We start from the raw sequence: 23,334 nt of genomic DNA on the forward strand, positions 1-23,334 counted from the left end.
CGACCAAGGTAACCCGGACCATGCAGATCAGGACGTTGGACGCCGCCATTCTCGGCGTGCTCATCGCGGGTGCGTGGATGCCCGCCCAGGCGCAATCGGCGCAAGCTGCTGTCGCTACCACCACTACCACCACTACTACTGCACAGGCCGCTCCGGCGCCGCGCGGCCGCTACAGCCTGGATCTTCCCAACGGTGGCCTGATCTGGGCCACCGAGGATCCGACGCTGACCTCGCCCCTGCTCAATGTGCAGGGCAGCGCGGTCGCCGCGTTCGAGCGCGGGCAAGTCACCGAGCCCGTGCGCTTCCAGGTGTACAGCAACTACGACGCGTTTATCCGCAAGATGCAGATCAGCATCTATCGCAGCGACGACAGCAACCTCACCGCGCCGCTGGCGACAGTCGACGTCGCACCAGGCGCGGTGGTGCAGGCCAGCTGGGACGGCAAGCTGCCGGCCGGCACCTCGCTGCAGGTGGGCCAGCAGCTCAGCTATGTGCTGCGCGCCTGGGGCGCGGACGGCAGCGTGGATGAAACCTATCCGCGCAGCCTGCAACTGGTGCGGCCGGAAGACCGGCAGCGTTCGCTGGAACAGCGCCGCCAGGGCACCACCGGCGAACTGCGTGCGATGACCGCCGGACAGCTCGAAGATCGCGCGCTGCTCGACAGCACCTTCGGCGGCAATGCGCTGCGGCGGCAGAACATCACCATCCGCGGTTCGCGGGTGCGGGTGTACGGGCAGAACGTGCCCGAGCCGTACGCCGTGACCATCGCCGGGCAGAGCGTGCCGGTCGACCAGCAGCGCAAGTTCGTCGCCGAATATCTGTTGCCGACGGGTGCGCACACGCTCGACGTGGCCTTGCGCGGCAGCGGGGGCGCGGCCAGCCACTATCCGTTGGCGGTGAACGTGCGTGACAACTATCTGTTCGTGGTCGCCATCGCCGACCTCACGGCCTCGAAGAGTTCGGTGAGCGGCGCCGGTGCTTCGGCGCTGACGGTGGATTCGCGCTATCGCGAAGGTTTCCTCGACGAAGGGCGCCTGGCGTTCTACCTGAAGGGCAAGCTGGAAGGCCGTTACTTGCTGACGGCGCAGGCCGATACCACCGAGCGCACTACCGGCAGCCTGTTCAACGGCTTCTTCAAGGCCGACCCGAAGGACGTGTTCCGCCGCCTCGACCCGAACATGTACTACCCGGTCTATGGCGACGACTCGACCACGTATCGCGACATCGACACCCAGGGCAAGCTGTACCTGCGCCTGGACTGGGACAAGAGCCAGGCCTTGTGGGGCAACTACCAGACCGGCTTCACCGGCACGCAGTACGCACAGTACGTGCGCAGCCTCTACGGTGCGGCGATCGACTGGCGCAGCCGCGAGAGCACGCCGCTGGGCGATCCGGCTACCTTGCTGAAGGCGTTCGCTTCGCAGGCGCAGACGGTGCTGGGCCATACCGAGTTCCTCGGCACCGGCGGCAGCCTGTACTACCTGCGTAATACCGACATCCTGCCGGGCTCGGACCAGGTGGTGCTGGAGGTGCGCGATCCGGCCACCGGCAGCGTGGTGTCGCGCGTCAACCTGGTGCGCGGCGTCGACTACGACATCAACGAGATGCAGGGCCGCCTGCTGCTGACCCGGCCGCTGGCGCAGATCGCCCAGGCCAATGTCAGCACGCTGTTCCGCGATCGTCCGCAGGGTGGCTACGAGAATCACCTGCTGGCCGACTACGAGTACGTGCCCAGCGGCTTCGACAGCAACGATGTCACCGCGGGTATCCGCGGGAAGCATTGGTTCGGCGAACATCTGGCGGTCGGCGGCACCTACGTCGACGAAGGGCGTTCCAGCGACGACTACACGCTGAAGGGCGCGGACGTCACGCTGCAGGCAGGGCGCGGCACCTATCTGAAGGTGGAGCGCTCGCATAGCGATGCCGCGGTGGCGCCGATCTTCTACTCCGACAACGGCGGTCTCAGCTTTATCCGCACCAATCCCGTGACATCGGGCAGCCGCGGCGGCAACGCCACGGCGGTGGATGCGCACGCGGACCTGCGCGAGCTGGGCTGGAGCGCACGCGAGTGGACCGTGGGTGCGTGGTGGCGCGACGTCGATGCCGGCTACTCGGTGGCGCGGGCCGGCCAGGGCCTGGCCGTCCAGGAGTACGGTGCGGAATTCACCGGCCAGGTGCGCGACGACCTGCGCCTGTCCGGACGCTACAGCTACGCCAAGCGCGGCAGCGATGCGCTGGAGCAGGGGCAGTTGCAGCTGGACTGGCAGCTCGCCGAGAAATCGGACCTGATCGCCGAGATCCGCCGTGTCACCGAGACCTATCAGTTGCGCAGCGGCACCGGCACCTTGGCGGCGTTGGGCTATACCCAGCGCATCGGCAGTTCGCTCGATGTGTATGCCACGGGCCAGGTGACCTTGGATAACGACAACGGCGCCTATCCGACCAACGATGCGCTCACCGTCGGTGCCAAGTATCAGTTCGGCGACCTGTCCAACGCGGGTGCGGAAGTCACGCGTGGCTCGCGCGGCAACGCGGCCCAGGTGAATGGCGAGTACCGCCTCAACCCGGATCACTCGCTGTACGGCGCCTACACCTACTCGGTCGACACCACCGCGCTGTACAACGATTCCAGCCTGCTTGCGCAGACGCCGGACGGCCTGACCCTGGGCCAGCGCTGGCGCGTGAACGACAAGACCAACCTCTATAACGAGAGCCAGTGGCTGAAGTCCGGCCCGGATACCGGCATCGGTCATACCTTCGGCATGGATTTCTATCCGAGCCTGGGTTGGACGCTGGGCTTCACCCTGCAGGACGGCCAGCTCGACGCGGCCAGCGGGGCAGGGCGCGTCAACCGCCATGCGGGCAGCCTCAATGCCGGGCTGACCGATGCCTCGACCAGTTGGGCGAGCAAGCTGGAATACCGGCGCGACCGCGGTGCCGAGCAGCGCGACCAGTGGGTCACCACACATCGGATCAGCTACAAGATCAACGAGTCGTGGCAGGTGGCCGGACGCATCAACTGGTCGCGCACCAGCGACAAGGTCGACCCGACCAACAACGCACGCTTCAACGAAACCAATGTCGGCTTCGCCTGGCGTCCGTGGAACAGCGTGCGCTGGACGGTGCTGGGCAAGTACACCTATCTGTACGACCTGTCTTCGCCGGGCCAGACCGAGTCCGACAGCTACTACGACCAGCGTTCCAGTGTGTTCTCGCTGGAAGGCGTGTACCGGCTGGATACGCAGTGGGAGTTCGCGGCGAAGCTGGCCACCCGCGAGGGCGAGGCCCGCGCTGGCCGCGGCAGCGGCGCCTGGTACGACAACCGCGCGACGATGATCGCCGGGCAGGCCCGCCGCTACGTGATGGGCGGCGTCAGCGTGATGGGCGAGTACCGCGTGCTGCGCGCCTCGGAAGGCGGCACCCGCAAGGGTTGGCTGGCCAGCGTGGACTACGACGTCAGCAAGCACTTCCGCATGGGGCTCGGCTACAACTTCACCGACTTCAACGACGATATGACCAAGCTGGGGTATCGCTACAAGGGCGTGTTCCTCAACGTCGTCGGCTATTACTGAGCGAGCTTGATGCCCAGGCGCCATGCCTCCGTGCAAGGAGGCATGGCGGGAAAGACGTCCGTCCCTGTCTTCCTCGCGTGCGCCTGGGCGTCTTTTTTTTTTGCCATTCGATGCTCTCCGCCGCAGGCCTGGAGACTTGGACGTCTAATTGCCATCGGCAACGCGTCACGCATCCGCGAAATACATCGCACCACAGCTCGATGTTGCATCGCAGCTTGATCTCTCGCACCCGCCCATCCAATGTTCGGCCCTGATCATATTTGTATGATTAACTGACTAACGGGATGTCGAGGGGCATTCCAGTCCGATCGCTGGCCTCGAGCATCTCGGCCTGGTCGGGAAGCAGAGCAGGGCAATCGTTGAGCAGCAAGGTGCCGATGGCGCCGGATGAGTGGTCGCGCCTGCGGCGCGCCACCGCGCATCCGCGCATCACGGCGAGTTTCCCCGGACGGGCGGCGCGTCTCCCTCCCAGCTTTACCGCGCGCCGCCCGTCGTTTTTTTGTCGACCGTCGTCTGGAGAGATTCGATGAAAGTGTGTTCCGCAACGATGACCCGCCTCGCCGCGTGTGTCGCGGTGACCTTCGCCACCGCTGCGTTCGCCGACGAGGTCAAGCCGGAGTGGTCCAGCGCCGCCGTGCCGCAGATGGGTTTCAACAACTGGAATTCCACCCACTGCCGCGACGAGTTCAACGAGGACATGATCCGCGGCGTGGCCGACAAGATGATCAGCAGCGGCCTGCGCGACGCGGGCTACCGCCATATCAATCTCGACGACTGCTGGGCCGACTGGCAGCGCGACAAGAGCGGCAACCTGCAGCCGAACCTCAAACGCTTCCCGCACGGCATCAAGGCGCTGGCCGACTACGTGCATTCCAAGGGCTTCGCATTCGGCCTGTATTCCAGCGCCGGCACCAACACCTGCGAGCCGCACGAGGCGAACCGCGGCTTCCCCGGCGGGCTGGGTCACGAGAAGCAGGACGCCGCGTTCTTCGCCTCGGTCGGCGCGGACTACCTCAAGTACGACAACTGCAATAACGAGAAGAAGCCCGCCAAGGAACGCTACAGCGCGATGGGCGAAGCGCTGCGCGCCACCGGCCGGCCGATCTTCTACAGCCTGTGCGAATGGGGCGAGAACAAGGCCTGGCTGTGGGGCGCCGATCCCAAGGTCGGTGCCTCGTCCTGGCGCACCACCGGCGACATCAGCGACAAGTACGACTCGATGCTGAAGATCTTCAAGGAGAACGTGGTCCTCGACGCCTACGCCGGCCCCGGCCACTGGAACGACCCGGACATGCTCGAAGTCGGCAACGGCGGCATGACCGACGTGGAATACCGCTCGCACTTCAGCCTGTGGTCGATCATGGCCGCGCCGCTGCTGATCGGCACCGACCTGCGCAAGATCAGCCCGTCCGCGCTGGAGATCCTGTTGAACAAGGAAGTGATCGCGGTCGACCAGGATGTCCTGGGCAAGCAGGGCAAGCAGGTGCGCGATGCCAAGGGCATCCATGTGATCGTCAAGCCGATGAAGGATGGCAGCAGTGCGGTGGCGGTCTTCAATGAGGGTGGTGCGGCGCAGGACGTGGCGGTGAGCGCGCAGGAGGCAGGGCTGAAGGCCGGGAAGTACCGGATGCGCGATCTGTGGAAGCATACCGATGCGCAGGGCGATGGCTCGATCAAGGTGAAGCTGGAGCCGCATGCGACGGTGATGTATCGGATCTCGGCGATGTAAGTCGCCCCTATGGGCGCCGGCGTTGGCGTAGGTTGGGGTGAGCGCAGCGAACCCCAACACGGCGCCTGACGGGGCATGGCCGTTGGGGTTCGCCGCACTCGCCCCAACCTGCGCCGGTCGCGGCGGCTTGAAAAAGTTGGCAAGATCGCGCCGGATTACACCCTCGCCACCCCGCCAAGGACGCGCCCTCCATGAGGAAGTCGAACGTCGTTCGCAACTTGTATGGACACGTGATGCAGGAGATCGGCCAGCGCATCGTCAGCGGCAAGGTGCAGCCAGGCGAGGTGCTGCCGCGCGAGGAGACCCTCGCCGAAAGCCTCAACGTCAGCCGCACCGCGCTGCGCGAGGCGATGAAGGTGCTTTCCGCCAAGGGCTTGATCGAATCGCGTGCCGGCGTCGGCGCGCGCGTGCAGGAAGAGCGCTACTGGAACCAGCTGGACGCCGACGTGCTGGCCTGGCGCTGCGCCTCGATGCCCACCGACGACTTCATCGACAAGCTGGTGGAGATGCGCGAGGTGATCGAGCCGGCCGCGGCTGCCGCAGCGGCGCGCCGTCGCACCGAAGCACAACTGGCCGAGATCCAGTCCGCCTATGAGGCGATGGATACGGCGCAGACCCTGGATGCCTGGGCCGACGCCGACCTGCGCTTCCACGAGGCGGTGCTGCAGGCCACCGGCAACGAGTTGTTGTCCTCGCTGTTCGCGGTGATCGACACCGCGCTGGGCACCTTCTTCGTGCTGTCCGCGCGCAACGCCAGCAACTTCAAGTATTCGCTGCCGCACCACCAGAAGGTGCTGGAGGCGATCCGCCGCAAGCAACCCAAGCTGGCGCATGCAGCCATGCTCGCCATGATCGCCGACTCCCAGGCCAACCTGCGCAGCGCCCGCGGCAAGGCGCGAAAAACCAAGGCGTGAGCTTGGGTGCAAGGGCCGCTGGGTGGCTCGTGCGGGCGATCGACCGGTGTGCCTGAGCGTTCGGAGCAGTTCGGGTACGCGGATCGGCATCGTCGCTCCTGATGAGTTTTTATGTCATGCACGGCATGCGCTTCTGCCGCTGACCCAATGGAAATCCGCACGGGCAGGTCGAGCCGGAGCATTGCCTCGCGTCTCGCCAGCCAGTCTTTAATCGCTTTGTATCGACTTGTCGACATCCGTGCCGCTGCGCTCGCCTTAGCTTTGTGAGCGCGCCATGCCCGTCTCTAAAAAGATCAAGATGAATCGACGGATGTACCAGTAAGTGAACTTACGCACACCTTGCGACGGTAATAAATTTCGTATGATGATTGGACAAGGGACAGGGGTGTCTCGCCGCACTGGCTAACGACACCGGCATCTGCCGGCCGCCGTCCGACGTGTTTGAAGACACTGGCGCTCGTATGGAACAGCGCCGGAGGGGGACTGTGAGCTCTTCAACTGGCAAGGCTGTCGTGTTTAGACGATCCGTAACGCAGGTGTCGCGAGCCATTCGCCTCGCGGGTATTTGCGTGCGCTTGAAACGCCGCTTCACGCCGCTCGCGTTGAGCCGCGTCGACCAGGCGCGACCACCGCCGCTCCACTAGCCGGCCGTACGCCGGCACCACCACGCGCGCTGCGCCGCGCCTTCCATCTTTCCGTCGCCGGTGGCCGCAGGCCGCCGTGTGGATGCTGCTTGCTTTCGACAGGGGACAATCAATGAATCGTGTATTCCGCATCGTGTGGTCGCGGACCTTGAACGCCTGGGTCGTCGCTTCCGAACTGGCTGGCCGGCATGGCAAGGGGCATGGCCGTCCCGGTGCTGCGGGTGCGGATGCGCGTAAGCGGTCGACGCGGTCTTCCGTGGCGACCTGGACCTTGCGCCTGGGCGTGCTCGCGGCGTTGTATGCGCCACAGGTGCTGGCAGCGGATCGCTATTGGGACGTCAACGGCGGTTCGGCCGGCAGCGGCGGCAGCGGCGATTGGGACACGATTTCGCAGTATTGGAATGCCGCCAGCGATGGCGTGGCCGGTCCGTTCTATACCTGGAACAACGCCGCGATCGACAACGCGATCTTCGCCGGCACCGCGGGCACCGTCACGCTGAAGACGCCGATCACGGCGAACACGCTGACCTTCAGCCTCGCCGGCTACGTGCTCAACGGCAGCACGCTCAACCTGGCCGGCACCACGCCGACCATCGCGGGCAGCGCCACCATCAATTCGGTGATCGCCGGTACCGCGGGGCTGACCAAGTCGGCGGCCGGCATCCTGGCCTTGGGCGGGGCCAACACCTTCAGCGGCGGCATCAACCTCACCGGCGGCACGCTCGCCGTCACCAGCGACACCGCCCTCGGTGCCGCGAGCAACGGTGTCACGATGGCTACCGGTACCACGCTCTCGGCCAGCGGCGGCCAACTCGCTTCCACGCGAGTGGTGACGTTGACCGGCGGCACGGCCACCCTGGCAGGCAATGGCGTCGGCTATGCCCGTTTCACCGGCACCGGCAACGTGAACGCGAGCAGCGGCGTCGTCATGGGCAATGCCGCCAGCGATTACGACGGCGTGACCAACTTCTATAGCGGCGGCACGTATGGTTTCACCTCGATCGGCAATATCGGCGAGGCCAGCTCGTTCGGTGCGCCGACGACGGCTGCCAATGGCCTGATCATCGTCCAGTCGGGAAGTGGCCTCGGCGGCACCTTGAACTACAGCGGCGCCGGCAACACGTCCAATCGCGATTTCCGCTTCACCAATACGTCCGCCGCCGGAACGGCATTGCGCAACGTCGGCACCGGCACGCTGGTGCTGACCGGGAACATCGCCTTGACCGGCGCCTGGCTGACCGGCCACAACATGCAGGCGGTATCGGGCGACATGCAACTGCTTGGCACGATCAGCGGTACGTCGGACCGCGTCGTCGCGTACGGTGGTAGCGCGGGCCGCACCATCGCGCTGGGCGGCTCCAACACCTACACCGGCCCGTCCACCATCAACACGATCACGGTGATCGCGCCGGTGCTGGCCGACAGCGGTACCGCCAGTTCGTTTGGCGTCAATACGCTGGGCAATCTGAACCTGCAGAACGGCATCCTGCGCTACGTCGGTGCGGCGACCTCGACCAACCGCACGCTCACCTCCGACGGCACCAGCGCGTTCTACAACGATGGCACGGGTGCGCTCGCGTACACCGGGCAGATGGCTTTCGTCACCGGCGGCGTCGACACGCTCACCCTGGGTGGCAGTTACGCCGGCACCAATACGGTGAGCGGCGCCATTTCCAACACCGGCAACCTGGTGATCAACGGCAGCGGCAATTGGTTACTCAGCGGTGCCAACACCTACGTGGGCACCACCACCGTGCAGGCCGGCACGCTCACCGCGGGCAGTGCCGATGCATTCGGTACCTCGAAGGGCCTGATCGTCAACGGCGGTGCGCTGAATCTCAACAACTTCTCCGTCAGCACGCCGTCGCTGGCCGGTACGGGCGGCACGCTGAACCTCGGCAGCGGTACGCTCACCCTCAATGCCACCGCGGGCAGTGCGGCGTATGCCGGCAGCATCGCCGGCACCGGCGGCCTTACCAAGATCGGCGCGAGCACGCAGACGCTCACCGGCGCCAACACCTATACCGGCGCCACCACGATCGGCGGCGGCACGCTGGCGCTGGACTTCACGGCGGCCGGCGCACCTGCCAGCAACATCATCAGCGGCAGCTCGGTGCTCAACCTGGGCGGCGGTACGCTGTCGATCAAGGGCAAGGCCGGGGCGAACAGCCAGAACTTCAACGGCCTGACCGTCAGCGCCGGCAGCAACCGCATCAGCACCACCGCCGGCGGCACGCTGAGCGTGGGCCTGGGTGCGATCAACCGCAGCGGCGGCCTGCTCGATTTCGGTTTCAACACCGGCGCCACCATCACCACCACCCATGCGGACGGTGCGCTCGGCGGCTGGGCCACGGTCAACGGCACGGACTACGCGCAGGTTACGGGCGGCGTGATCACCGCCTTTACCTCGTATGCCAACAAGGACAATGCGGCCCTGTGGCTCAACGGTGACATCGTCAGCGACGAGGGCGGCAATGCCAACACGCCGTACTTCGGCACGGTGAACGGCGACGTTGCGCTCGGTGGCCTCAAGGTCACCGCGCCATCGAATTCGGCGGTGAACATCGGCGCAGCCAATACGCTCAGCGTGGACGGCAGCATCATCGTGTCGCCCTCGGCCAATAATGCCGCGCAGACCTTCCAGGGCGGTTCGATGACCGGCGGCGCCGGCGGCAGTCCGCTGGGCGTGCTGCAGAACAGCGGCGGCAGCTTCAACATCCTTGCCACCATCGTCGATAACGGCGGCGCCACCAGCTTTATCTCCGGCGGCTCGGGTACCGGCTCGGTGGTGCTGAAGGGCAACAACACCTATACCGGCGCAACCACGGTCAGCGGCGGCACCTTGCAGTTCAACAGCGTCGCCAACGGCGGCGCGGCGAGCGCCATCGGCGCGTCGGGCAATGCCTCGTCCAACCTGGTGATCGAGAACGGCACGCTGCGCTATATCGGCGCCACTGCCAGCAGCGATCGCGGCTTCACCCTGGTCAACGGCGGGCCGTCACGCACCATCCAGGTCGACGGCAACGCCAACCTCGCGTTCGGCGGCGTGGTCACCAGCCCCGACGATGCCGGTTTCATCAAGACCGGCACCGGCACCTTGACGCTGTCGAACGCGGCCAACGATTTCGTCGGTGCGGTCACCGTCGGCAACGGCACGCTTTCCGTCGGTACGCTGGCCAATGGCGGCGCAGCCAGCGGCATCGGTGCGGGCACGAGCGATCCGGCCAGCCTGGTGCTGCAGACCGGCGGTGGCCTGCAATACACCGGCGCCACCGCATCGACCGATCGCGGCTTCACGCTCGGCTCCGGCGTCGGCCGCGTCGACGTGGCGCAAGTGGCCACCACGCTTACGGACAGCGGCACGGTGATCGGTGTCGGCAGCTTGACCAAGGAGGGCGCCGGCACCCTGGTGCTGTCCGGGACCAATACCTATAGCGGCGGCACGACCGTCAACGCGGGCACCCTTCGCGCCGGTTCCAACCAAGCGTTCGGCGGCATCGCCACGGGCGCGGGCGCGGGCCGCCTGACGGTCAATGCCGGCGCGACCGCCGACCTGGCCGGCAACAAGGTGTGGGTGGGCGGACTGTGGGGCGCAGGCAACGTCACGCTCAGCACCGGCACGTTGCAGATCAACAACACCGGCAGCTTCACCGGTGCCATCAGCGGCACCGGTGGCGTGTCGGTGGCCAGCTCCACGCAGACCATGAGCGGCTGCGGCAATACGTATACCGGCGCCACCCTGCTCAGTTCCGCCACGCTCAGCGTCGACTGCCTGGCCAACGGCGGCCAGGCCAGCGGCCTCGGCGCGTCCAGCAGCGCGCCGGGCAACCTCGCGCTCAACACCGGTGCAGTGATCTACACCGGCGCCAGCGTGAACATCGACCGTGGCATCCAGCTCGTCGGCAACGGTGCGCTCAACATCGCCAATGCCGCCACCACGCTGGGCGTGAGCGGCATCATCCAGGGCGGCGGGCAGTTCCAGAAGCAGGGGCCGGGCACGCTGGTGCTGAGCGGCGCCAACACCTACACCGGCGGCACCTATAACCGCGGCGGCGTGCTGCGCGCCGGTATCGCCAATGCGTTCGGGCCCGGCTATATGGCGGTCGACAACAGCGCGGGCACGCTGCTCGATCTCAACAGTTTCAACACCAGCCTCAGCTATTTCTATGGCGGCGGCGCGGCCGGCGGCAACATCGACCTGGGCAGCGCCACGCTCACGGTGATCAACGGCGCCAGCAGCCAGGCCGCGGCTACTTACGCCGGCGTGATCAGCGGCAGCGGCAAGCTGGTCAAGAACGGCGGCGGTATCGAGTACCTGTCCGGTACCTCCAGCACCTACACCGGCAGCAACACCGTCAACGCCGGCCAGTTGCAGGTGTTCAAGCTCGCCGACGGCGGCAGCGCCAGCTCCATCGGCGCGTCCAGCGTCGGCGCCGGCAACCTCGTGCTCAACGGCGGCACCCTTATGTACGTGGGTGCCGGCGACAGCACCAACCGCTTGCTGACCCTGGGCGCCTCCGCCAGCAGTGCGCTGGATGCGTCGGGCACCGGCGCGGTGCAGTTCAGCAATACCGGGGCGCTGGTCTTCAGCAGTCCCAACACCACGCAGACCGTCACCCTGACCGGTACCAGCACCGACAACAACAGCCTGGCGCTGCAGCTTGCCGACAACGGCAGCGGCAAGACCTCGGTGCGCAAGACCGGCACCGGTACCTGGATCCTGCGCAACCCGGCCAGCACCTATACCGGCGTCACCACCATCATCGGTGGCGTGCTGGGCGTGGACAAACTCGCCAACGGCGGCCAGGTCAGCAGCCTCGGGCAGTCGTCCAACGCCGCCGCCAACCTGGTGATCGGCAGCGGCGCCACGCTGCGCTATACCGGCGCGGGTGACACCACCGACCGCCTGTTCACGCTGTCCACCGGCTCCAGCGTGATCGAGTCCTCCGGCACCGGCGCAATCGTGTTCGCCAACACCGGCTCGGCCGCCTACGCCGGCACCGGCAACCGCACGCTGGGCCTGGGCGGCAGCAACACCGGCCTCAACGTGATGGGCGGCAGCATCATCGACGCCTCCGGCGGCATCACCACGTTGGCCAAGAACGACGCGGGCACCTGGGCGCTTACCGGCACCAATACCTACACCGGCAATACGGTCGTCAACGGCGGCATCCTGCAGCTCGGCGCCGGTGGCACCACCGGTTCGATCGCCAGCGCCAACGTGATCGTCGCGGCCGGCACGCTGGCGTTCGACCGCTCCGACAGCTCGACCGTGCCCGGCACCATCTCCGGCGCCGGCAATGTGCTGCAGCAGGGCACGGGCACCACCGTGCTCACCGCCGCGAATACCTATACCGGCGGCACCACCATCGGCGCCGGCACGCTGCAGCTCGGCAACGGCGGTGCCAACGGCAGCATCCTCGGCGACGTGGTCGACGACGGCACGCTGGCCTTCAACCGTTCGGACGTCTATACCTTCGGCGGCCTGGTCTCCGGTATCGGCGGCGTCACCCAGCTCGGCAGCGGCACCACCGTGCTCACCGCTACCAACAGCTACAAGGGCGCCACGGCGGTGCAGGCCGGCACGCTGCTGGTCAACGGCGACCAGTCCGGCGCCACCGGCGCCACCAGCGTGCAGAACGGCGGCACGCTCGGCGGCAAGGGCATCATCGGCGGCGACGTCAACGTGGCCAACGGCGGCGCACTCAATCCGGGCGACGCCGGCGCGGCGGGCACGCTTACCGTCAACGGCAGCCTGGCGCTGAATGCCGGCGCCGCGATGAATTACCAGTTCGGCCAGGCCAATGTGGTGGGAGGTGCGCTCAACGACTTGACCGTGGTGCACGGCAACCTCAACCTGGACGGCACGCTCAACGTGGCCGCCACGCCGGGCGGCAGTTTCGGCCCCGGCTTGTATCGCATCATCAGCTACGACGGCACGCTGACCGACAACGGCCTTGCGCTCGGCAGCACGCCGTCGGGCACCTTCCAGGTGCAGACCTCGGTCGCGCACCAGGTGAACCTGCTCAACAGCGGCGGCCTCACGCTCAACTTCTGGGACGGCCCGGCCGGCCACGCCAACAGCACCATCGATGGCGGCACCGGCGTGTGGCAGAACTCCGCCGGCAACGACAACTGGGCCGACCAGACCGGCCAGTACAACGCGCCGTATACCGACGGCGAGTTCGGCATCTTCATGGGCGCGCCGGGCACGGTCACCGTGGACAACAGCCTGGGTGCGGTGACCAGTTCGGGCATGCAGTTCGCGGTGAACGGTTACACCATCGCCGGCGGCACGCTGACCTTGAGCGGCGTGTCGAACATCATCCGCGTGGGCGACGGCACCGCCGCCGGCGCGGGCATGACCGCCACCATCGCCGCGACGCTGGCCGGTACCGATGGTGTGGTGAAGGACGATCTCGGCACCCTGGTGCTGAGTGGCGCCAACACCTATACCGGTGGCACCACGGTCAACAGCGGCGTGTTGCAGGTCGCTGCCGATGCCAACCTTGGCAATGCCGCGGGTGGGCTTGCCTTCGATGGCGGCACGCTGCGCAACATCGCGGCGATCGCTTCCACGCGTGCGGTGACCATCAACCAGGGCGGCGCGACTTTCGAGACGCAGGCGGACCTCGGGCTTGCCGGCACCGTCACCGGCGCGGGCGCGTTGACCAAGACCGGCGCCGGCAAACTGACGCTATCCGGCAACAACAGCTACACCGGCGGCACCATCGTCAATGCCGGCCGCGTCGTGGTCTCCAGCGATGCGAACCTGGGTGATGCGAGCGGCGCCCTGACGTTCAACAACGCCACGCTGGAGAACACCGCCGCCTTCACCTCCGGGCGCAGCGTGACGCTGAACAGTGCGGGCGGCAGCTTCCAGACCGACGCCGACCTGACGCTCAACGGCGCCATCGGCGGCGCGGGCTCGCTGACCAAGACGGGCGCCAGCACCCTGGTGCTCGGCGCCGACAACAGCTACACCGGCAATACGCTGATCCAGGCCGGCACGCTGCAGGTAGGCAACGGCGGTACCAGCGGCTCGGTCCAGGGCGCGGTGGTCAATAACGACACGCTGGTCTTCAACCGTAGCGACACCTTTGCGCTCGCTGGCCAGATTTCCGGCAGCGGCTCGCTGGAACAGCAGGGCAGCGGCACCACCGTGCTGAGCGGCAACAACAGCTACGGCGGCACCACGGCGGTGCGCGCCGGCGGCCTGTTCATCAACGGCGACCAGAGCGGCGCGACCGGTGCCACCTCGGTGGATGCCGGCGGCACGCTGGGCGGCAAGGGCAGCATCGGCGGCGACGTGACGCTGGCCGACGGCGCCACGCTGAGCCCGGGCGACCTGGGTAGCGCACCGGGCACGCTCACCGTCAAGGGCAAGCTCGGCATGAGCGACGCCAGCAATCTCAACGTCAACCTCGGCCAGGCCAACGTGGTCGGCGGACCGCTCAACGATCTCGTGCAGGTCAACGGCGATCTCTCGCTGGACGGCACGCTCAATGTGGCGGTGTCCTCCGGCGGCAACTTCGATCCGGGCATCTACCGCATCATCGGCTACAACGGCACGCTCACCGACAACGGCATGAATATCGGCGCGGTGCCGTCGCCGGATTACTTCCTGCAGACCTCGATCGCTCACCAGGTGAACCTGGTCAACACCGCCGGCCTCAACGTCAACTTCTGGGACGGCAACGGCGCGCGCGGCGACGGCCAGGTGCAGGGCGGCAACGGCATGTGGCAGAACAACAGCGGCAATGACAACTGGACGGTGACGGACGGCAGCATCAACGCGCCGTACCAGGATGCGTCGTTCGCGATCTTCAGCGGCACCGGCGGCACGGTGACTGTGGACGGCAGCCTCGGCGCGGTAAACAGCGGCGGCATGCAGTTCGCGGTGGACGGCTATCGCGTGCAGGGCGACAGCATCGCACTGGGTGCAGCACCGACCATCATCCGCGTCGGCGACGGCACCACCGCCGGCACCGGCATGACGGCGACCATCGCCTCGGTGCTTACCGGCACCGGCGGCATGACCAAGTCCGATCTCGGCAGCCTGGTGCTGGCGGGTGACAACACCTACAGCGGTGGCACCACCATCACCGGTGGCGTGCTGCAGTTGGGTGAAGGCGGCAGCGCCGGCTCGATCGTCGGCGACGTGGCCGACAACGGTACGCTCGCATTCAATCGCTCCGACAGCTACGCGTTCGGCGGTCTCGTGTCAGGCTCCGGCGCGCTGGTGCAGAAGGGCAGCGGCACTGCCGTGCTGACCGGTGCCAACAGCTACACCGGCACCACCGCGGTGCAGTCCGGCACGCTGCTGGTGAATGGCAACCAGGTGGCCGCCACCGGCGCCACCACGGTGCAGAGCGGCGCCACCCTGGGCGGCATGGGCACGATCGGCGGCGATGTCACCGTCGCCGACGGCGCCACGCTCAGCCCGGGCGATGCCGGTGCGGCCGGCACGCTCACCATCAACGGCAACCTCGCGCTGGGCGCCAACAGCAAGCTGGCCTATCAGCTCGGCCAGGCCGGCACGCCCGGTGGCGCGTTGAACGACCTGGCCGTGGTGCATGGCAACCTCACGCTGGACGGCACGCTCGATGTCACGGCCGCACCGGGCGGCAGCTTCGGTGCCGGCGTGTACCGTCTCTTCAGCTACGACGGCGCGCTGGCCGACAACGGCCTGGCGCTCGGCAACGTGCCCAGCACGGATGCCTTCGTGCAGACCTCGATCGCCCACCAGGTCAACCTGGTGAACAGCGCCGGCCTCACGCTCAGCTTCTGGGATGGCCCCGGCCATGCGAACGATGGCGCCATCTCCGGCGGCACCGGCAGCTGGCGCCTGGCCGACAACGACTACTGGACCGATGCCAGCGGCGCGCTCAATGCGCCGTACACCAACGGCGCATTCGCCGTGTTCGGCGGCACCGCCGGCACGGTGACGGTAGACAACGCCAACGGCCAGGTGAGCGCATCCGGCTTGCAGTTCCAGGCCGACGGCTACCGCGTGACGGGTGGCGCGCTGGCGCTGGCCGGTGGCGCCGCCACCATCCGCGTGGGCGACGGCACCGCGGCCGGCACGGGCATGACCGCCACGGTCGATGCGGCGCTCACCGGCAGCGGCATGCTGGTGAAGGACGATCTGGGCACCCTGGTGCTGACCGGCGCCAACACCTATGCCGGCGGCACCAGCGTGCATGCCGGCACGCTGCAGGTGGCGAGCGACGGCAACCTCGGTGCGTCGTCGGGCAATCTCTCCATCGACGATGGCACGCTGCACACCACCGGCAGTTTCGTCACCGGCCGCACGGTTGGCCTGGGTGGCGCGGCCACGATCAATACGGACGACGGCAGCACGCTTGCGCTCAACAACGGCATCGGCGGCACTGGCAGCCTCACCAAGGCGGGCAGCGGCACCCTGGTGTTGGGCGGTACGTCGAACTACGGCGGCGCCACGACGGTAGCGGCGGGTACGCTCGCCGCTGCCGTGGACAATGCATTCAATGCTTCCTCGGCGTTCACTGTTCTGGGCAATGCCACGCTTGATCTGGCGGGTCACGCGCAAAGCGTCGGCGCGCTGAGCAATGCGGGCACGGTGCATTTCGGTACGGCGCCGGGCACCACGCTGACCGTAAAGGGCGATTACACGGGGCAGGGCGGCACGCTGTTGTTCAACACCGTCCTGGGCGACGACAGCTCGGCCACCGATAAGCTGGTGGTCGCCGGCAGTACCTCCGGCAACACCACGGTGCGCGTCAACAACGTGGGCGGCGCCGGCGCGCAGACCACGCAAGGCATCAAGCTGATCGACGTGCAGGGCAGCTCCAACGGCACGTTCGCCTTGCAGGGCGATTACGTATTCCAGGGCCAGCAGGCGGTGGTGGCCGGCGCGTATGCGTATCGCCTGTACCAGGGCAGCGCCAGCGCGAACGATGGCGACTGGTATCTGCGTTCGGCGCTGGTCAATGGTTCCACCGGTCCGACGGATCCGGGCAATCCCGGCAATCCGCAGCCGCTGTATCAGCCCGGCGTGCCGCTGTACGAGGCTTATGCCGGCATCCTGCAGCAGGTCAACACGCTGGGTACGCTGTTCCAGCGCACCGGCGATCGCCTGTGGACCGGTGTCCAGTCGGAAGACAATATGAAACCTGGCGAAGGCCTGTGGATGCGCGTCGAAGGCGGCGACCAGAGCTTCAAGCCCCAGACCAGCACCAGCGCCACGCGCTATGACCTGTCCAGCTGGAAGGCCGAGGCCGGCATCGACACCACGCTGAGCGAAGGCGAGGGCGGCAAGCTGGTCGGCGGCGCCACGCTGCAATACGGGCGCTATCAGTCCAGTGCAAGCTCGGTCTATGGCCAGGGCCGCCTGAAGACGAACAGCTATGGCATCGGCGCCACGCTTACCTGGTATGGCGAGAACGGCTTCTATGTCGATGGCCAGGCGCGCTGGTCGAGTCTCGACACCGATCTGCGTTCCACCACGCTTGCGCAGTTGTTGAAGGACGGCAACAAGGGCAACGCGTATGTGGTGGGTGCGGAAGCCGGCCGGCGTTTCCGCCTGGGCGACCAGTGGTCGCTGATTCCGCAGGCGCAGTTGAGCTATGGCAAGACCAGCTTCGACAGCTTCGACGATGCGTTCGGCGCGCACGTCGCGCAGCAGAAGGGCACGACCACCACCGCACGCGCGGGCGTGATGGCGGATTACCGCAGTGCGCGCCAGGGCGAGTCCGGCTCCGTCGCCACCCATGTCTATGCGATCGCCAACCTGTACAGCAACTTCGGCGGCGACGCGCGCGTCAATGTGGCCGGCACCGACTTCACCACGCGCAACGAACGACTGTGGGGTGGTTTTGGTCTCGGCGGTTCGCTGGACTGGGCGGATGGCCGCTATTCCGTCTACGGCGAAGTGCAGGCTTCGACCGGCCTGAAGCATTTCGGGGATTCGCATGCACTCAATGGGACGTTGGGTTTCCGCATGCGCTGGTGATGGCCCGAAGCCCCTCTCCCGGATGGGAGAGGGGCTGTTCTTTGCGGCAGAGGCGGGCGGCGCAGGGTTCTTCATAAGCCGCGCCCGGATGCCCTGATCGAACGCAGCCCTCCCGCCTTTGCGATCCGCATCACGGTCGCTGGCGTCATAACGGCGCAACGATAGACAACGTTGTCATCGCCGTTCGACGGGCGCTGTTGTTGGTATTCCTGCTTATCCCATCCATGCCCCGAGCGGCATGGGTGCGTGAGGCTGCGCGCGGACAACGGGAAAGAGGGGAATCGTTGTCATGCCGCCGGTGTCCAGCACCGCCCATCAGCCTTTATCCGGAGATACGCCCATGCCTGGGAAGCAGCATCTGGCGAAGTGGTCCACCCTGAGCTTGCGCGCGATCGCCGCGGCCGCCATGGCCGTGTCGTCCGCCGCCGCGCATGCGCAAGCGCAACCGGCCTGCAGCGCCGCCTGGAATGCCTCGACCATCTACGTCGGCGGCGACCAGGCGAGCGAGAACGGCGTCAACTACAGTGCCAATTGGTGGACCCGCGGCGACGATCCCGCCACGCATAGCGGCGCATCCGGCAGCGGCCAGCCGTGGACTGTCGTTACCAACTGCGGTGGCTCGACGAATCCGCCGCCCCCGCCTCCGCCCCCGCCGCCGCCGGTTGGCAGCACCTCGGGCACGCTCAATTTCCATCTGCTGCTCGGCGTGGGCAGCGCGCAGGATCAACTGGTCCTCACCGGCGACAACTACACCGACCTGATCGTGTCGAACCTCATTGCCGGCGTGATGTACGGCCACCTGGTACAGCAGTACTACCCCGGCCTGCAGTTCAACAAGGACTACGTCTACGGCTCGGTGCTGGCGCAGCTGCTGCAGGAGAACCTCGCGACGCAGTACTACGTCGGCACCGGTCCGTTGATCGATCCCTCGCCCGACCAGCAGGCGGTGATGGGCGTCGGGCAGGGCGGTCCGTACCAGATCAACAACTATGCCGCCGACATGGTGTCCGGCAGCTATGCGCCGGCCGGCCATTCGCTGATCAACTACATCGCGATCCAGAAGAACATCGGCTACACCATGGCCACGGCCGCCACGCAGTACAGCAAGCCGACGCCGGCTTCGTTCAACAACAAGTACTACGGGCCGATCCTGACGGCGTATTTCCATTACAACGATTTCGTCGCGTTGATCGTGACCGGCACCGGGACAGGTGGGTGGGTCACGCCCTGGCAGCCGGCATTCAACAATGCGCTGGCCAACTTCAAGAGCTTGCCAAACAACTTCTTCGACGTGCTGTTGAACGTGGCCTACAACCAGGGCTATTACGGCGGCCTGGTAGGCAGCTATAGCCGCCTGGGCGCAACGGCCACGGCGGCGACGGTGGCCTCGGTGGATGCCTACAGCTCGATCTGGGGTGTGCAGGATACGTATCGCCAGTATCCGTATCAGGTGCGCTATTACCTTGATCAGCTATACGACAAGCCGATCCCGACCACGAGCGCCACTACCCTGGTGACGCCCACCAACCACGTGTATGTCAGCGCCGGCACGCTGGGCAGCGTGTTCTCCAACGTATTCCAGACCCTGGCCTACGCGAACCAGGCCGGTACGTCGTCGAGCTATATCTCGGCGGCGCAGGCGCAGGCGGCGTTCAATACCGCGCTGGGCCAGGCCGGTGTGGCGGGTACGGCGAGCCTGGACATCAGCAACGCGACGGATCGGGCGAAGCTGTTCAGCGTGCTGGAGTTTGCCATCGGCAATCTGGAGAGCAGCCTGGGCATGAAGTTCAACGCGACGACGCAATCGCAGTTGTAAGGCGCAAGCATGCTGTCGATCCACGCTCTCCCTGGCGGGAGGGCGTGGTTTTTCAGCGGGAGCGTGACGTGCGAGGCGGCTTGGGCGTCGCTTCCCGTTCGACATACGGCGTGCCGGCGAGCGCGGCATTGACGCCGGCAAAACCCCGCTCCATCACCCCTGCGAGCGCCTCGCCAACCTTGCGCTTGGTACGGAACGCACGCAGCGCCTCGCCATAAGCCACCACCAGCGTGCCCATCAGCATGCTCGCCGCCAGGCGCGCCTCCGGATCGGTATGCGGCCGGCCCAATGCATCGGCCAGTATCGCTGCCAGGTCGTCGGCCAGCGTTCCCTGCAGTTCGCGCGCGCGGATGGTGAGCGCGGGGCTGTCCGCGACGGCGCTCCAGAACTGGATGGGACGCCGGTTGATGCGGAACATCGGGTGCTGCTCATCCACCAGTGCGCGCATCAGCGCCTGGAACACCAGCACGGGTGGCTGCTCGCCACGCGCGGCGATCGCCTGGCGCACCAGTTCGCGGCCTTCGTCCTCGCGATCGAAGACCAGGTCTTCCTTGCGCGGGAAGTAGTTGAACACGGTTTTCCTGGCGACCCCGGCTTCGAGCGCGATCTCGTCGATCGATACGTTTTCGAAGCCGCGTTCGAGGAACAGGCCGGTGGCCACGTTCGAAATCATCAGGCGCGTCGCCGCTTTCTTGCTGTCCCGCAGACCGGGTGGATTTGACATGGCCGGGTGCTCTCCGTAAAACTTACACTCAGTGTAACAATTTGCCGGGGCGATCGATACCCCCGATCGGCTTGGCGCTCATTCGAGGACATCGCTTTGATCCATGACGTCATCATTGCCGGAGCAGGCCCTGTCGGCCTGTTCCTCGCCTGCGAGCTGCGCCTCGCGAAGCTTTCCGTGCTGGTGCTGGAGCAGGCCGGCGACCCGCGCTCCCCGCTGAAGCGCCTGCCGTTCGGCATGCGTGGCCTGTCCGCGCCCACCATCGAAGCGTTCTACCGCCGCGGCCTGCTGGACGAGCTGCCGGCGCTGCAGCTGTCCAAGGACGGCGCCAACCACACCGCCGCTGCGCATTGGCTGGGCCAGTCCCGCCGGCCGGCCGGACACTTCGCCGGCATCCAGTTCTACCAGGACCGGATCGACAGCTCGAAGTGGCCTTACCGCTTGCCTGGTCCGGCCGGTACCAACGTGATGGCCGAGATGGAATCCCTCGAAACCGTGCTGGCCGCACGTGCAGACGCCATGGGCGTGGAGATCCGGCGTGGCGCCGGGGTCGAAGGTTTCGATCCGTCGGATGAAGGCGTAGCCGTTCGCGCCGGGGGCGAAACCGTGCATGGGCGCTGGCTGGTCGGTTGCGACGGTGGCCGCAGCCTGGTGCGTAAAGCCGGGGGTTTCGAGTTCGTCGGCACCGCTCCGGAATTCACCGGTTACTCCATTGCAGTCGAGCTGGCCGATCCGGAGCAACTCCAGCCCGGCCGCCATTACACGTCCACCGGCATGTACACCTATACGCCGCCCGGGACGATCGCGATGGTCGATTTCGATGGCGGTGCGTATCACCGCACTCAGCCGATTGCACTCGAACATGTGCAGGAGGTGTTGCGTCGCATCTCCGGCACGGACGTCACCGTGACGTCCCTGCACCTGGCCAGCACCTGGACGGACCGCGCCAACCAGGCCACGAGCTACCGCAAGGGACGCGTGCTGCTCGCCGGCGACGCCGCGCATATCCATTCGCCTCTCGGCGGGCAGGGACTCAACCTGGGGTTTGGCGATGCCATGAACCTGGGATGGAAACTCGCCGCCACGATCCGCGGCGATGCGCCGGACGGACTGCTCGACACCTACACCACCGAGCGGCACCCCATCGGCGCCCAGGTGCTGGACTGGTCGCGCGCGCAGGTTGCATTGATGCGGCCGAGCCGAAGTTCGCGGGCGCTGGAAGCGATCATTCGCGACCTGATCGATACGCGCGATGGTGCGACGTATTTTGCCGAGCGCGTGTGGGGTGTTGCGCTTCGCTATGAGCTTGGCGATGGGCATCCGCTGGTGGGGCGCAGTGCGCCGGATATCGAGCTGGTGGATGGAACGAGGCTTGGCGAATACCTGAAAGCAGGGAGAGGCTTGCTGCTCGATTTTGACGCCAGCGCATCGCTGCAAGCGCTGGCGCAGCGCTGGAGCGGCCAGATCGATTATGTCGCCAGCGCAGCGCAGGACAGTCTGGGATTGACGGCGGTGCTTATCCGGCCCGACGGCTTCGTGGCATGGGCTGCCGAGGGTGTGCCGATCCCTGACGAAGCGGCGAAAGCTGCGGCCCGATGGTTCGGTGAGTCCGGTACGGGACGGCCGGGTTAATTCATCGCCGCTGAAACGCTGCCCGCAGGGCCGAGGCGGCATTGCCCGACTCGGCTTCTTCATCAAACGACTTTCGGGCGGCGGCGATGAGTTCCTTGTTCGCCTCCGCCCACATCACCAGCTCCATCACCGGCCCCAGCAACCCCTTCGCCAACTCCGTCAGCTCGTAATCCACCCGCGGCGGAATCGTTGGATACATTGTCCGCGTCACCAGCCCGTCGCGCTCCAGCGCCCGCAATGTCAGCGTCAGCATGCGCTGCGAAATCCCCGTCACATCCCTGCGCAGTTCATTGAAGCGCCGCGGCCCGTCGCGCAGCATCGCGATGACGAAAACGCTCCATTTGTCGGCGATGCGGTCGAGGATGTCGCGTGTCGCGCGGCAGTTGTCGATGGTGGGGCGGGGCGTTTCGGTGAATTCGATGTGCGTCGGTGACATGCATGTGCCTTCTTGTGGGACGGGGAGCAGCGTCCATACCATCCACGGTGTGGTTCGGTAACTCACGAATCATTAGTTACCTGGTTCCCATTCTATACCGAAGGAATATTCAATGACTTATAAGAAGACTATCGCCATTTTTGGCGCTGGTCCGGGCCTCGGCGCGTCTCTGGCGGCCCGGTTCGGAAGCGAGGGTTATCGGGTGGCGCTGGTGGCGCGCCGGGCCGGGCCGCTGCAGGAGCGAGTGGCTCAATTGGCAAGCGCTGGTATCGAGGCGGCGGCGTTTGCCGCAGACCTTGGCCAGCTCGATGGCATTCCCGCGCTGGTCGGGGCCATCGAGGAGCGCTTCGGCGGAATCGATGTTGCCGTGTACGCGCCGTTGCCGACGATCTTGAGTTTCGTTGCGGCGACGGAAGTGTCCGCAGCGGCCCTGCAGTCTGCCGCTGACCTCTTGATGTACGCGGCGGTCGAGGTTTCGCGTGCGGTGCTTCCCGCGCAACTGAAACGTGGCGATGGCGCGGTGGTCATCGTCGGTGGACTCTCGGCCGTGCACCCGGTGCCCGGGCTCGCGGCGATCGGCCCACTGATGGCGGCGGCGCGCAACTACGCGCTGGCGCTGAATGCGGAAGCGAAAGGCCAGGGCGTCTACGCCGGCTCGGTAAGCATCGGTGCGATGATCGACCGTTCGGCTGGCAAGCTTGCGCTGGAAGCGCGAGGGATCAAGCTCGAAGGGGATATCCCCAGCATGGATCCGGACGACATCGCGCAGGAGATCTGGACGCTGGTCACCCGGCGCGATCGAGCCGAAGCGATTCTGCCGCCACTGCCTTCGGCGTGAGTTGGATGGCTGGTTGCTGAAAGCGAAGCGCAGGGC

At 66.6% G+C, this 23,334-nt stretch carries 9 protein-coding genes; 7 read left to right on the top strand and 2 right to left on the bottom strand.

The genetic code is table 11. The annotated features are described in order from the left end of the window. Positions 1-20: 20 nt before the first annotated feature. From AB4083_RS04970 to AB4083_RS04990, 5 genes are all read left to right on the top strand, one after another. Positions 21-3,572, top strand: coding sequence for a hypothetical protein (locus AB4083_RS04970; RefSeq protein ID WP_441606645.1), 3,552 nt, complete (start codon positions 21-23; stop codon positions 3,570-3,572). A gap of 526 nt (positions 3,573-4,098) precedes the next feature. Beyond that, positions 4,099-5,301: a glycoside hydrolase family 27 protein gene (locus AB4083_RS04975; RefSeq protein ID WP_441606646.1), complete on the top strand. Its 1,203-nt coding sequence runs from the start codon at positions 4,099-4,101 to the stop codon at positions 5,299-5,301. Positions 5,302-5,492: 191 nt separating this feature from the next. Further along, positions 5,493-6,215: a FadR/GntR family transcriptional regulator gene (locus AB4083_RS04980; protein WP_441606647.1), complete on the top strand. Its 723-nt coding sequence runs from the start codon at positions 5,493-5,495 to the stop codon at positions 6,213-6,215. Positions 6,216-6,971: 756 nt separating this feature from the next. Continuing rightward, positions 6,972-17,852: an autotransporter-associated beta strand repeat-containing protein gene (locus AB4083_RS04985; RefSeq protein ID WP_441606648.1), complete on the top strand. Its 10,881-nt coding sequence runs from the start codon at positions 6,972-6,974 to the stop codon at positions 17,850-17,852. A gap of 340 nt (positions 17,853-18,192) precedes the next feature. Then, a complete protein-coding gene (locus AB4083_RS04990) occupies positions 18,193-19,668 on the top strand; it encodes a carbohydrate-binding protein (RefSeq protein WP_441606649.1) in 1,476 nt (491 codons plus the stop codon). Positions 19,669-19,720: 52 nt separating this feature from the next. On the opposite strand, the gene AB4083_RS04995 is transcribed toward AB4083_RS04990, so the two are convergent. Beyond that, a complete protein-coding gene (locus AB4083_RS04995; RefSeq protein ID WP_441606650.1) occupies positions 19,721-20,392 on the bottom strand; it encodes a TetR/AcrR family transcriptional regulator in 672 nt (223 codons plus the stop codon). A gap of 96 nt (positions 20,393-20,488) precedes the next feature. Between AB4083_RS04995 and AB4083_RS05000 the strand changes: the two genes are divergently transcribed. After that, positions 20,489-22,024: an FAD-dependent monooxygenase gene (locus AB4083_RS05000; protein WP_441606651.1), complete on the top strand. Its 1,536-nt coding sequence runs from the start codon at positions 20,489-20,491 to the stop codon at positions 22,022-22,024. Position 22,025: 1 nt separating this feature from the next. Here the strand turns inward: AB4083_RS05000 and AB4083_RS05005 are convergent, their stop codons facing one another. Beyond that, positions 22,026-22,460: a winged helix-turn-helix transcriptional regulator gene (locus AB4083_RS05005; protein WP_441606652.1), complete on the bottom strand. Its 435-nt coding sequence runs from the start codon at positions 22,458-22,460 to the stop codon at positions 22,026-22,028. A 112-nt stretch (positions 22,461-22,572) separates the two neighbouring features. Between AB4083_RS05005 and AB4083_RS05010 the strand changes: the two genes are divergently transcribed. Next, a complete protein-coding gene (locus AB4083_RS05010; RefSeq protein WP_441606653.1) occupies positions 22,573-23,298 on the top strand; it encodes an SDR family NAD(P)-dependent oxidoreductase in 726 nt (241 codons plus the stop codon). Positions 23,299-23,334 lie beyond the last annotated feature (36 nt).

The sequence above is a fragment of the Dyella sp. 2RAB6 genome, assembly GCF_052115385.1.
Classification (GTDB): domain Bacteria; phylum Pseudomonadota; class Gammaproteobacteria; order Xanthomonadales; family Rhodanobacteraceae; genus Dyella_D.